The sequence below is a fragment of the Actinacidiphila rubida genome (assembly GCF_900110255.1).
Taxonomy (GTDB): domain Bacteria; phylum Actinomycetota; class Actinomycetes; order Streptomycetales; family Streptomycetaceae; genus Actinacidiphila; species Actinacidiphila rubida.
In genome coordinates this window covers 190,915-203,336 of the sequence record NZ_FODD01000006.1, presented here as the reverse complement: position 1 = coordinate 203,336, position 12,422 = coordinate 190,915, and the positions used below count along the sequence as shown (strand labels likewise).

10 protein-coding genes are annotated in these 12,422 nt (G+C 68.5%); all 10 read left to right on the top strand.

Annotated elements, in window-relative coordinates; all coding sequences use genetic code 11:
• Nucleotides 1-420: 420 nt before the first annotated feature.
• The 10 genes from BMW99_RS08265 (at nucleotide 421) to BMW99_RS08220 (ending at nucleotide 12,372) form a co-directional block, all read left to right on the top strand.
• Nucleotides 421-2,061 (top strand): peptide ABC transporter substrate-binding protein, encoded by a 1,641-nt coding sequence (locus BMW99_RS08265; protein WP_069463942.1) that lies wholly within the window; start codon nucleotides 421-423, stop codon nucleotides 2,059-2,061.
• A 131-nt stretch (nucleotides 2,062-2,192) separates the two neighbouring features.
• Nucleotides 2,193-3,116 (top strand): ABC transporter permease, encoded by a 924-nt coding sequence (locus BMW99_RS08260; RefSeq protein ID WP_069463941.1) that lies wholly within the window; start codon nucleotides 2,193-2,195, stop codon nucleotides 3,114-3,116.
• Nucleotides 3,109-4,044, top strand: coding sequence for an ABC transporter permease (locus BMW99_RS08255; RefSeq protein WP_069463940.1), 936 nt, complete (start codon nucleotides 3,109-3,111; stop codon nucleotides 4,042-4,044). Before BMW99_RS08260 ends, BMW99_RS08255 begins: the two co-directional genes overlap by 8 nt.
• A gap of 11 nt (nucleotides 4,045-4,055) precedes the next feature.
• Nucleotides 4,056-5,081, top strand: a complete 1,026-nt coding sequence (locus tag BMW99_RS08250; protein ID WP_069463939.1) for an ABC transporter ATP-binding protein — start codon at nucleotides 4,056-4,058, stop codon at nucleotides 5,079-5,081.
• Nucleotides 5,044-6,096 carry an ABC transporter ATP-binding protein gene (locus BMW99_RS08245; protein WP_069463938.1) on the top strand — a complete coding sequence of 351 codons (1,053 nt, stop codon included), beginning with the start codon at nucleotides 5,044-5,046 and terminating at the stop codon, nucleotides 6,094-6,096. Before BMW99_RS08250 ends, BMW99_RS08245 begins: the two co-directional genes overlap by 38 nt.
• Before the next feature lie 540 nt (nucleotides 6,097-6,636).
• The gene (locus BMW99_RS08240) at nucleotides 6,637-8,271 is read left to right on the top strand and encodes a peptide ABC transporter substrate-binding protein (RefSeq protein WP_069463937.1); all 1,635 of its coding nucleotides are present in this window, start codon (nucleotides 6,637-6,639) and stop codon (nucleotides 8,269-8,271) included.
• Nucleotides 8,272-8,334: 63 nt separating this feature from the next.
• Complete coding sequence (locus BMW99_RS08235; protein WP_069463936.1) at nucleotides 8,335-9,258, top strand: ABC transporter permease; 924 nt, start codon at nucleotides 8,335-8,337, stop codon at nucleotides 9,256-9,258.
• Entirely contained in the window at nucleotides 9,251-10,270 is a 1,020-nt protein-coding gene (locus tag BMW99_RS08230; protein ID WP_069463935.1) for an ABC transporter permease, read from the top strand. The genes BMW99_RS08235 and BMW99_RS08230 overlap by 8 nt, the downstream gene beginning before the upstream one ends.
• A 10-nt stretch (nucleotides 10,271-10,280) precedes the next feature.
• Entirely contained in the window at nucleotides 10,281-11,321 is a 1,041-nt protein-coding gene (locus tag BMW99_RS08225) for an ABC transporter ATP-binding protein (protein ID WP_069463934.1), read from the top strand.
• Nucleotides 11,299-12,372 (top strand): ABC transporter ATP-binding protein, encoded by a 1,074-nt coding sequence (locus BMW99_RS08220; RefSeq protein WP_069463933.1) that lies wholly within the window; start codon nucleotides 11,299-11,301, stop codon nucleotides 12,370-12,372. Before BMW99_RS08225 ends, BMW99_RS08220 begins: the two co-directional genes overlap by 23 nt.
• The last annotated feature ends 50 nt before the right edge of the window (nucleotides 12,373-12,422 follow it).

Below are 12,422 nucleotides of genomic sequence, written 5' to 3'. Positions count from 1 at the left end.
CGCGCGTTGAGGGGCGCGGGGAACCGCGCGCTCAGCCCACCACCGGCCGGTGGTGGGCTGAGCGCGCGGTTCCACGCGCCCCTTCTGGGTTGCCCTCCACGCGAAGGGTGTCCGTTATTCGGACACTGTTCACCGGAAAGCAGAGTGATACTGCTCACTCTGTCCGATTGATTCCTGTCTGCGTACGTTCCGGAATGTCCGGATTCCGGACGCGATCGTGACCCCATCGAGACCCTTGACGGTGTCAACCGTCATCAAACGTGCCCGATAGTGGACGAAGTTGAGCTCGGGTCAATGGGTCTTGCGCTGATGGGAGCGCCGACTCACGAGCAGAGAAGGCCGCAGTGGCTGTCAGGGGTGTCAGCCGCCGTCCGGCCTTCTCTTTCACGTAGTGACAGTGACTCCTGAGGAGGCATACCCATGCGCGGTGCCAAGAGCGCCATGTGGGTCGCAGGTGCGGCAGTCGTCGCCCTGGCAGCGACCGCCTGCGGTTCCGGCTCGGACAGTGCGGGCGGTTCCAACGACGGCATCGTCCGGGCCTGGTGGGGCGACCCGCAGAACCCGCTCGAGCCGGCGAACACCAACGAGGTCCAGGGCGGCAAGGTCCTGGACATGATCTTCATGAACCTCAAGGAGTACGACCCCAAGACGGGGAAGGCCAACCTCGAGGCCGCGGACTCCATCACCACCACCGACCAGCAGAACTTCACGATCAAGCTGAAGCCGAACCTGAAGTTCTCGGACGGCACGCCGGTCACCGCCAGCTCCTTCGTGGACGCGTGGAACTACGGCGCCCTGGTCACCAACAAGCAGCTGAACGCCTACTTCTTCGCGGACATCGACGGCTACGACGCCGTGCACCCCGCGAAGGAGGGCGCTGCCCCGACCGCCAAGACCATGTCCGGTCTGAAGGTCGTCGACGACCACACCTTCACGGTCAAGCTGACCCAGAAGTTCTCCACGTGGCCGGACCGCCTCGGCTACAAGGCGTTCGCGCCGCTGCCGAAGTCGTTCTTCACCGACCACGCCGGCTACCTGGACAAGCCGGTCGGCGACGGCCCGTACAAGGTCGTGTCGTACAGCAAGGGCACCAGCATGAAGCTGGTCCCGAACCCGTACTACACCGGTCCGAGCAAGCCCAAGAACAAGGGCGTGCTGCTGAAGGTCTACACCGACAGCAACACCGCGTACGCCGACCTGCAGGCGGGCAACCTGGATGTCCTCGACGACATCCCGGCCGAGCAGCTCAGCCACGCCAAGTCCGACCTGGGCGGCCGCTACCTCAACCAGCCGGCCGGCATCATCCAGACGATCTCGTTCCCGCTGAACCAGAAGGCGTGGAACGCCCCGGGCATGGACAAGGTCCGCCTCGGCCTGTCGATGGCGATCGACCGCAACACCATCACCCAGAAGATCTTCCAGAGCACCCGTACCCCGGCCAACGACCTCACCTCCCCGGTGCTGGGCGCGTCCGGCGGCTACAGCTCGGACATCGCCGGTGACGCCACCACGTTCAACCCGGCCAAGGCCAAGCAGCTGATCCAGGAGGGCGGCGGTATACCCGGCGGCCACATGACGATCGGCTACAACGCGGACTCCGGCTCCCACAAGCAGTGGGTGGACGCGGTGTGCAACAGCATCAACAACGTGCTGGGCAACGACAAGGCCTGCGTGGGCGCCCCGACCGGCACCTTCGCGGACTTCCGCAACCAGATCACCAAGGGCCAGATGACCCAGCCGTTCCGCTCCGGCTGGCAGATGGACTACCCGCTGATCGACGACTTCCTGACGCCGCTCTACGCGAGCGACGGCAGCTCGAACGACTCGCACTACAGCAACCCGCAGTTCGACGCCCTGATCAAGCAGGCCAACGCGGAGCCCGACACCGCCAAGGCCACCACGCTGTACCAGCAGGCCGAGAAGCTGCTCTTCAAGGACATGCCCGTCATCCCGCTCTGGTACCAGAACGGCGAGGCCGGCTGGTCGTCGCGCGTGTCCAACGTGACGGAGAACGCCTTCAGCTACCCCGTCTACACCGACATCACGGTCAACAACGGCTGACCTGATGCGGCAGGCGCCCGCCCCTACCCCGGGCGGGCGTTCTGGGGGGAACTGACAGCAACCGCTCGCGGTGCGGATGCCGGCCGGGGCCACAAGCCCCGGCCGGCGTCCGCCCGATCCCTGGAGGGCAGATGGGGCGCTACGTCATCAGGCGACTGCTCCAGATGGTTCCGGTCTTCATCGGAACCACCTTTTTGATCTTCGTCATGGTCTACGCACTCGGCGACCCGGTGGCCGCCATGTTCGGAGACCGAGCGCCGGACCCCGCAACGGCCGCGCAGATCAGGCACGACCTGTACCTGGACCACCCGCTGCCCGTGCAGTACCTGCACTACATGGGTCAGATCTTCACCGGGAACTTCGGCAAGGCGGCGACCGGTCAGCCGGTCACCGAGCTGATGGGCCAGGCGTTTCCGGTCACCCTGCGGCTGACCCTGGTGGCGTTCGCCATCGAGGCGGTCGTCGGCATCGGCCTCGGCCTGCTGGCCGGCCTGCGCCGCGGCCGGTTCGCCGACAGCAGCGTGCTGGCGTTCACCCTGCTGGTGGTCGCCATCCCCACGTTCGTCACCGGCTACCTGCTGCAGTACTTCGTGGGCCTGAAGTGGGGCCTGGCCAACCCGGCGGTCGGCGACGGCGCCCCGCTGGGCGACCTGATCCTGCCGGGCATCGTGCTGGCCGGCGTCTCGCTGGCCTACGTCGCCCGGCTGACCCGCACCTCGGTGGCCGAGAACTCGCGCGCGGACTACCTGCGCACCGCCGTCGCCAAGGGCCTGCCCCGGCGCCGCGTGGTGACCGTCCACCTGCTGCGCAACTCGCTGATACCCGTGGTCACCTTCCTCGGCACCGACATCGGCGGCCTGATGGCCGGCGCGGTCGTCACCGAGCGGATCTTCAACATCCACGGTGTCGGCTACCAGCTCTACCAGGGCATCCTGCGGCAGAACCCGCCCACGGTGGTCGGCTTCGTGACCATCCTGGTGCTGATCTTCCTCGCCGCGAACCTGCTCGTCGACCTGCTCTACGCGGTCCTGGACCCGAGGATCCGGTATGCCTGACCTGACCGACGCCACGACCGCGACCGGCACCGCCGTGCCCGACGCGGCGACCGCGGCCACCGTTCCCGCCGGGCAGCGCGAGAAGACCCGCAGCCTGGCCGGCGACGCGTGGCGCGACCTGAGCCGCAAGCCGATGTTCTACATATCGGGCCTGCTCATCCTCTTCCTGATCGTCATCGCGATCTGGCCGAGCGTCATCGCCAGCGGCAACCCGCTCGCGTGCGACCTGGCCAAGTCGCAGATGGGCCCGACCGGCGGCCACCCCTTCGGCTTCGACACCCAGGGCTGCGACGTCTACACCCGCACGGTGTACGGCGCCCGCGACTCGGTCGCGGTCGGCATCCTTACGACGCTGGGCGCCACCCTGCTCGGCTCGCTGCTGGGCGGCCTGGCCGGCTTCTTCGGCGGCTTCTGGGACTCGCTGATCTCCATGGTCAGCAACATCTTCTTCGGCATCCCGATCCTGCTCGGCGGCGTGGTGTTCCTGTCCGTCGTCAAGGGCGGTTCGGTGGGCACCGTCACGCTGTTCATGGTGCTGCTCGGCTGGCCGCAGATCGCGCGTATCGCGCGCGGCGCGGTGATCACCGCCAAGCAGCAGGACTACGTGCAGGCGGCCAGAGCGCTCGGCGCGGGCAACACCCGGATGCTGCTGCGGCACATCCTGCCCAACGCCCTCGCCCCGATCATCGTCGTGGCGACCATCGCGCTCGGCACGTACATCTCGCTGGAGGCGACCCTGTCGTTCCTCGGCGTCGGCCTCAAGCCGCCGGCGGTCTCCTGGGGCATCGACATCTCGCAGGCGTCCAACCAGATCCGCAACGCGCCGCACATGCTGCTGTGGCCCGCCGGCGCGCTGAGCGTCACGGTGCTGGCGTTCATCATGCTCGGCGACGCGGTCCGCGACGCCCTCGACCCCAAGCTGCGCTAGGAGGGCGTACGTTGACTGTCATCGATGAGACCGCGGCCGCCCCCGGCGCCGCGCAGACCACCCCGCTGCTCGAAGTGCGGGACCTGCACGTGGAGTTCCACACCCGCGACGGCGTCGCCAAGGCCGTCAACGGAGTGAACTACTCCGTCAACGCCGGTGAGACGCTGGCGGTGCTGGGCGAGTCCGGCTCCGGCAAGTCCGTCACCGCGCAGGCCATCATGGGCATCCTCGACATGCCCCCCGGCCGCATCCCCAAGGGCGAGATCCTCTTCCAGGGCCAGGACATGCTCGCCATGTCCGGCGAGCAGCGCCGCAGGATCCGCGGGCGGAAGATCGCGATGATCTTCCAGGACGCGCTGTCGTCGCTCAACCCGGTGCTGTCCGTCGGCTACCAGCTCGGCGAGATGTTCCGGGTCCACCAGGGCCTGTCCCGCAAGGCGGCCAAGGCCAAGGCGATCGAGCTGATGGACCGGGTGCGCATCCCGGCCGCGGCCGAGCGGGTCAACGACTACCCGCACCAGTTCTCCGGCGGCATGCGCCAGCGCATCATGATCGCGATGGCGCTGGCCCTGGAGCCCGAGCTGATCATCGCCGACGAGCCCACCACGGCGCTCGACGTGACGGTGCAGGCCCAGGTCATGGACCTGCTGGCCGAGCTGCAGCGCGAGTACAACATGGGCCTGATCCTGATCACCCACGACCTCGGCGTGGTCGCCGACGTCGCGGACAAGATCGCCGTGATGTACGCGGGGCGGATCGTGGAGACCGCGCCGGTGCACGAGATCTACAGCGCCCCGGCCCACCCGTACACCAAGGGCCTGCTCCAGTCGATCCCGCGGCTGGACCGCAAGGGCCAGGAGCTGTACGCGATCAAGGGCCTGCCGCCCAACCTGCTGCACGTCCCGTCCGGCTGCGCCTTCAACCCGCGCTGCCCGATGGCGCAGGACATCTGCCGTACCGAGGTGCCGGTGCTCCACCCGGCCGGGCCCGGTCGCGGCAGTGCCTGCCACTTCTGGAAGGAGACCCTCGGTGAGTGAGCCGATCCTGCAGGTGCGCAACCTGGTCAAGCACTTCCCCCTCACCCAGGGCATCCTGTTCAAGAAGCAGATCGGCGCGGTCAAGGCCGTCGACGGCATCTCCTTCGACCTGTACCCGGGCGAGACGCTGGGCATCGTCGGCGAGTCCGGCTGCGGCAAGTCGACCGTCGCCAAGCTGCTGATGAACCTGGAGCAGGCCACCTCGGGCGAGGTGTTCTACAAGGGCCAGGACATCACCAGGCTGTCCGGCCGCGCGCTCAAGGCCGTGCGCCGCAACATCCAGATGGTATTCCAGGACCCGTACACCTCGCTGAACCCGCGGATGACGGTCGGCGACATCATCGGCGAGCCCTTCGACATCCACCCCGAGGTGGCCCCGAAGGGCGACCGGCGCAAGCGCGTCCAGGACCTGCTGGACGTCGTCGGCCTCAACCCGGAGTACATCAACCGGTACCCGCACCAGTTCTCCGGCGGCCAGCGCCAGCGCATCGGCATCGCCCGCGGCCTGGCGCTGAACCCCGAGGTGATCATCTGCGACGAGCCGGTGTCCGCGCTGGACGTCTCGGTGCAGGCGCAGGTCGTCAACCTGATGGAGAAGCTGCAGGACGAGTTCGGCCTGTCGTACATCTTCATCGCGCACGACCTGTCGATCGTGCGGCACATCTCCGACCGGGTCGGCGTGATGTACCTGGGCAAGATGGCGGAGATCGGCACCGACGCCGAGATCTACGAGCACCCCACGCACCCCTACACCCAGGCGCTGCTGTCCGCGGTGCCGGTGCCGGACCCCGAGGCCCGGGAGAAGCGCGAGCGGATCATCCTGACCGGCGACGTGCCGTCGCCGGCGAACCCGCCGTCCGGCTGCCGGTTCCGCACCCGCTGCTGGAAGGCGCAGGACATCTGCGCCAAGGAGGTGCCGCTGCTGGCCGTCCCGTCGGTCTTCGCCGACCGGGACACCCCGGCCGCGCACGAGTCGGCGTGCCACTTCGCCGAGGACGGCACGGCCGCGGCCTGACGCGCGAGCTCCTGAAGTGGCCGGCCGAGGAACGAGGCCGTCCGCGGAAGGAGTGAGGAGGAAGGCCGCGCGATGAAGTGGGTGGCCTGACGCGCGAGCTCCTGAAGTGGCCGGCCGAGGAACGAGGCCGTCCGCGGAAGTGGGGGCGCCCCCGGCCGAAGGCTGGGGGAGAGGAGGAAGGCCGCGCGATGAGGTGGGCGGCCTGACGCGCAGTGAAGTGGGCGGCCTGACGGCTGCTGAGGAAGTGGGCGCGCGTCGCCCGCGGCGAGAGGCGTCCCGGTCCGGGAGGGAAGGACCGGGGCGCCTTCGTGCGTCTGCCCCCGGAACCGGGGGCCACGCCCGGACCGTGCGGAGCCCGCACCCGCATGTTTGACGCGTACTGGTCATCTCCTGCCGTCGTACGGGTGAACGGGTGACGGCCCGTCGATTCGTGGCCAACACATTGGAGGGCGCGACACGTGGGTGAATGAGTGCGGCTTTGCCGCAATTGCTGTGTCATGGGTCATGAAGTCTCATTTGTGACCATGGAGGAGGCACACGATGCGCGGAGCCACGCGGGTGAAGTGGGCTGCAGGAGCGGTGGTGGTCGCCCTCGCGGCCGGCGCCTGCGGCGGCGGAAGCAGTGGCGGCGGCGGCAGCACCAACGGCATCGTGCGTGCGTCGTGGGGTGACCCGCAGAACCCCCTGGAGCCGGCCGACACCAACGAGGTGCAGGGCGGCAAGGTGCTGGACATGATCTTCCGGGGCCTGAAGAAGTACAACCCGAAGACCGCCGCGGCCGAGAACTGGATCGCGCAGTCGATCACCTCGACGGACTCGCAGACCTTCGACATCAAGCTCAAGTCGGGCTGGACCTTCAGCAACGGTGAGCCGGTCAACGCGGACTCGTTCATCAACGCCTGGAACTACGGCGCCGCCCTGAAGAACGCCCAGCTCAACGCCTCGTTCTTCGCCCCCATCGCCGGCTACGCGCAGGTCCACCCGGACGCCACCGGCGCCTCGGCCGTCACGGACAAGCTGTCCGGCCTGCACAAGGTCTCGGACACCGAGTTCACCGTGAAGCTCAGCTCGAAGTTCGCGCTGTTCCCCGACACCCTGGGCTACTCCGCGTTCTACCCGCTGCCCCAGTCGTTCTTCACCAACCACTCCGCCTGGCTGGCGAAGCCCATCGGCAACGGCCCGTACGAGATCTCGTCGTACACCAAGGGCACCGGTATGAACCTGGTGAAGTGGGACGGCTACAAGGGCTCGGACGCCGCCTCGAACAAGGGCGTGGACCTGCGGGTCTACACCGACAACAACACGGCGTACACCGACCTGCAGGCCGGCAACCTCGACCTCGTCGACGACATCCCGGCCTCGCAGCTGAAGAACGTGAAGAACGACCTGGGCAGCCGGTACATCAACGTGCCGGCCGGCATCATCCAGACGATCGCGTTCCCGCTCTACAGCTCGCGCTGGAACACGCCGAACTCCGCGAAGATCCGGCAGGGCCTGTCGATGGCGATCAACCGCCAGCAGATCACCCAGCAGATCTTCCAGAACACCCGCACCCCCGCCAGCGACTGGACCTCGCCGGTGCTCGGCGACGCGGGCGGCTTCAAGCAGGGCCTGTGCGGCCAGGAGTGCACGTACAACCCGAGCAAGGCCAAGCAGGTCATCGCGCAGGCCGGCGGCCTGCCCGGCGGCCACATCACCATCTCGTACAACGCCGACACCGGCTCCCACAAGGAGTGGGTGGACGCGGTGTGCAACAGCATCAACAACGCGCTGGGCAACAACACGGCGTGCGTCGGCGCCCCGGTCGGCACCTTCGCCGACTTCCGGAACAAGATCACCAACAAGCAGCAGAACGACCCGTTCCGGGCCGGCTGGCAGATGGACTACCCGCTGATCCAGGACTTCCTGCAGCCGCAGTACTACACCAACGCCTCGTCGAACGACTCGCACTACAGCAACGCGAACTTCGACAACCTGGTCAACCAGGCCAACGCGGCCAGCAGCAGCTCGGAGTCCGTCTCCAAGTTCCAGGACGCGGAGAAGCAGCTGGTCATCGACATGCCGGCGATCCCGCTCTGGTACCAGAACGGCAGCGCGGGCTACTCGTCGAACGTCAGCAACGTGTTCCTCAACCCCTTCAGCGTCCCCGTCTACAACGAGATCAACGTCAAGTGACGCCGAGCGGAGGCCGCACCGGATCGCCCGGTGCGGCCTCCGCCCGCCTTTCCGGGAGGCCCCATGGGACGCTATGTGATCCGGCGGCTGCTGCAGATGATCCCCGTCTTCATCGGCAGCACGTTCCTGATCTTCTTCATGGTGTACGCGCTCGGCGACCCCGTGGCCGCGCTCTTCGGTGACCGGGCGCCCGATCCGGCGACCGCCGCACAGATCCGGCACGACCTGTACCTCGACCACTCGCTGCCCGCCCAGTACATCCACTACATGGGCAACCTGTTCAAGGGCGACTTCGGCACGGCGTTCAACGGCCAGTCGGTCCTGCAGCTGATGGGCGACGCCTTCCCGGTGACCATCCGGCTGACCATCGTCGCCATCATCTTCGAGATCATCATCGGCATCACGCTGGGCGTGCTCACCGGTATGAAGCGCGGCAAGCCGGTCGACACCGGCGTGCTGCTGCTGACCCTCGTGGTGATCTCGGTGCCCACGTTCGTCACCGGTTACGTGCTGCAGTACATCTTCGGCGTCCAGCTCAAATGGACCGCGCCCTCGGTGTCGCCCAGCGCGCCGTTCAACGAACTCATCCTGCCGGGACTGGTGCTCGCCCTGGTCTCGCTGGCCTACGTCACCCGGCTCACCCGCACGTCCATCGCCGAGAACACCCGCGGCGACTACGTGCGCACCGCCGTCGCCAAGGGCCTGCCGCGCCGCCGGGTCATCATCCGGCACCTGCTGCGCAACTCGCTGATCCCGGTCGTCACCTTCATCGGCACCGACATCGGCGCGCTCATGGGCGGCGCCATCGTCACCGAGCGGATCTTCAACATCCACGGCGTCGGCTACAACCTCTACCAGGGCATCCTGCGCAACAACGCGCCGACGGTCGTCGGCTTCGTCACCATCCTGGTGCTGGTCTTCCTGATCGCGAACCTGCTCGTCGACCTGCTCTACGCGGTCCTGGACCCGAGGATTCGGTATGCCTGACGGACACGATCCGCACGGACACGATCCGCTGGAACCCATCGACCCCAGCCAGGGCCCGATCGCCCCGGCCGGTGGCTACGGCGGCGGCTTCGACCTGGCCAACGCCGACGCGGAGACCCTGGAGAAGGGACCGAGTCACGCGCAGGAGCCCGGGGGGCCGGCCGGCAAACCGCGCAGCCTGTGGTCCGACGCCTGGCGCGACCTGAGGCGCAACCCGATCTTCATCATCTCCGCGCTGATCATCCTGTTCCTGGTCTTCATCTCGCTGTGGCCGGGGACCATCGCCACCCAGGACCCGCTCGCGGCCAACCTCGCCAAGGCGCAGGCCGGACCCGAGGCGGGCCACCCGTTCGGTTTCGACAGCCAGGGCCGCGACGTCTACACCCGCGTCGTGTACGGCGCCCGCGCCTCGGTGACCGTCGGCGTGTGCGCGACCCTCGGCGTGGTGATCCTCGGCAGCATCCTCGGCGGCCTGGCCGGGTTCTTCGTCGGCTGGTGGGACGCGGTGCTGTCGCGGATCAGCGACATCTTCTTCGGCATCCCCGTCGTCCTCGGCGGCCTGGTGTTCCTCTCCGTGGTCACCAACAGCTCGGTGTGGCCGGTCATCGGCTTCATGGTGCTGCTGGGCTGGCCGCAGATCGCCCGTATCGCCCGCGGTTCGGTGATCACCGCCCGGCAGAACGACTACGTGCAGGCCGCGCGGGCCCTGGGCGCCGGCAACTCCCGCATGCTGCTGCGGCACATCGCGCCGAACGCCGTCGCCCCCGTCATCGTCGTCGGCACCATCGCGCTCGGCACCTACATCGCCCTGGAGGCCACGCTGTCCTATCTGGGCGTGGGCCTCAAACCGCCCACGGTCTCCTGGGGCATCGACATCTCCGACGCCTCCAGCCAGATCCGCAACGCCCCGCACATGCTGCTGTGGCCGGCCGGCGCGCTGAGCCTGACCGTGCTGGCCTTCATCATGCTCGGCGACGCGGTGCGCGACGCCCTCGACCCCAAGCTGCGCTGAGGAGCACGCGATGGCCACCAGTGCCGAGTTGACCCCGGAACCCGTCGGCGAGGCCGAGGGCCCGCTGCTGGACGTCCGGAACCTGCACGTGGAGTTCCGCACCCGCGACGGCGTCGCCAAGGCGGTGAACGGCGTCAACTACTCCGTCGACGCCGGGGAGACGCTGGCGGTGCTGGGCGAGTCCGGCTCCGGCAAGTCCGTCACCGCGCAGGCCATCATGGGCATCCTGGACTCCCCGCCCGGCTTCATCACCGAGGGCGAAGTGGTGTTCCAGGGCCGCAACCTGCTGACGCTGGGCGCCGAGGAGCGCCGCAAGGTGCGCGGAGCGCGGATGGCGATGATCTTCCAGGACGCCCTGTCCTCGCTCAACCCGGTGCTGAACGTGGGCGAGCAGCTCGGCGAGATGTTCACGGTGCACCGCGGGATGTCCCGCAAGGCCGCCAGGGCCAAGGCGATCGAGCTGATGGAACGGGTCCGCATCCCGGCCGCCAGGGAACGCATCCGGCAGTACCCGCACCAGTTCTCCGGCGGTATGCGGCAGCGCGTGATGATCGCCATGGCGATGGCGCTGGAGCCCGAGCTGATCATCGCCGACGAGCCCACCACCGCGCTGGACGTGACGGTGCAGGCCCAGGTCATGGAGCTGCTCGCGGAACTGCAGCGCGAGTACAACATGGGCCTGATCCTCATCACCCACGACCTCGGCGTGGTCGCCGACGTCGCGGACAAGATCGCCGTGATGTACGCCGGCCGGATCGTGGAGACCTCGCCCGTCCACGACATCTACGCCGCCCCCGCCCACCCCTACACCCGGGGCCTGCTCGACTCGATCCCGCGCGTCGACCAGAAGGGCCAGGAGCTGTACGCGATCAAGGGCCTGCCGCCCAACCTGCTGCACATCCCGCCGGGTTGCGCCTTCAACCCGCGCTGCCCCCTGGCACAGGCCGTGTGCCGCACCGACGAGCCTCCGCTGTACCGGGTGAGCGACACCCGGGCCAGCGCCTGCCACTTCTGGAAGGAGACCCTCGGTGAGTCAGCCGACAACGCGTGAACCGGCGGCGGCCCCGGCCACCACCCGCGAGCCGATCCTCGAAGTCCGCGGACTGGTCAAGCACTTCCCCCTCACCCAGGGCATCCTGTTCAAGAAGCAGATCGGCGCGGTCAAGGCCGTCGACGGCGTGGACTTCGACCTGTACCCCGGCGAGACGCTGGGCATCGTCGGCGAGTCCGGCTGCGGCAAGTCGACCGTCGCCAAGCTGGTGATGAACCTGGAGGAGCCCACGGCGGGCACGATCAAGTACAAGGGCCAGGACATCACCAAGCTGTCCGGCCGGGCGCTCAAGGCCGTGCGCCGCAACATCCAGATGGTGTTCCAGGACCCCTACACCTCGCTGAACCCGCGGATGACCGTGGGCGACATCATCGGCGAGCCCTTCGACATCCACCCGGACGTCGCGCCGAAGGGCGACCGGCGGCGGCGCGTGCAGGAGCTGCTGGACGTCGTCGGCCTCAACCCCGAGTACATCAACCGGTACCCGCACCAGTTCTCCGGCGGCCAGCGCCAGCGCATCGGCATCGCCCGCGGCCTGGCGCTGCGCCCGGAGATCATCGTCGCGGACGAGCCGGTGTCCGCGCTCGACGTCTCGGTGCAGGCGCAGGTGGTCAACCTGATGGAGCGGCTGCAGGACGAGTTCCAGCTCTCCTACATGTTCATCGCGCACGACCTGTCGATCGTCCGGCACATCTCCGACCGGGTCGGCGTGATGTACCTCGGCAGGATCGTCGAGATCGGCGCCGACGCGGCGATCTACGAGCACCCCACCCACCCGTACACGCAGGCCCTGCTCTCCGCCGTGCCGGTGCCCAACCCGGAGGCGCGCGAGGAGCGCGAGCGGATCATCCTCGCCGGCGACGTGCCGTCGCCGGCGAACCCGCCGTCCGGCTGCCGGTTCCGCACCCGCTGCTGGAAGGCCCAGGAGCGGTGCGCCGTGGAGGAGCCGCTGCTGGCCGTCCCGGAGGTCTTCCGCGGCACCGGCGGCCCCGCCGAGCACGAGTCGGCGTGCCACTTCGCCGAGGAGATGGAGAACCCGCCGGGGGAGTGACGGGCGCGCGGGCCCGGGCGGCCCGCGCGGGGTCCCGCGCCGGGGGCGGC

Excerpts from the sequence above, each read along its gene's own strand:
- BMW99_RS08265 (WP_069463942.1), top strand. The coding sequence starts at position 421 with ATGCGCGGTGCCAAGAGCGCCATGTGGGTCGCAGGTGCGGCAGTCGTC.
- BMW99_RS08225 (WP_069463934.1), top strand. The coding sequence starts at position 10,281 with ATGGCCACCAGTGCCGAGTTGACCCCGGAACCCGTCGGCGAGGCCGAG.
- BMW99_RS08240 (WP_069463937.1), top strand. The coding sequence starts at position 6,637 with ATGCGCGGAGCCACGCGGGTGAAGTGGGCTGCAGGAGCGGTGGTGGTC.
- BMW99_RS08260 (WP_069463941.1), top strand. The coding sequence starts at position 2,193 with ATGGGGCGCTACGTCATCAGGCGACTGCTCCAGATGGTTCCGGTCTTC.
- BMW99_RS08235 (WP_069463936.1), top strand. The coding sequence starts at position 8,335 with ATGGGACGCTATGTGATCCGGCGGCTGCTGCAGATGATCCCCGTCTTC.
- BMW99_RS08230 (WP_069463935.1), top strand. The coding sequence starts at position 9,251 with ATGCCTGACGGACACGATCCGCACGGACACGATCCGCTGGAACCCATC.
- BMW99_RS08255 (WP_069463940.1), top strand. The coding sequence starts at position 3,109 with ATGCCTGACCTGACCGACGCCACGACCGCGACCGGCACCGCCGTGCCC.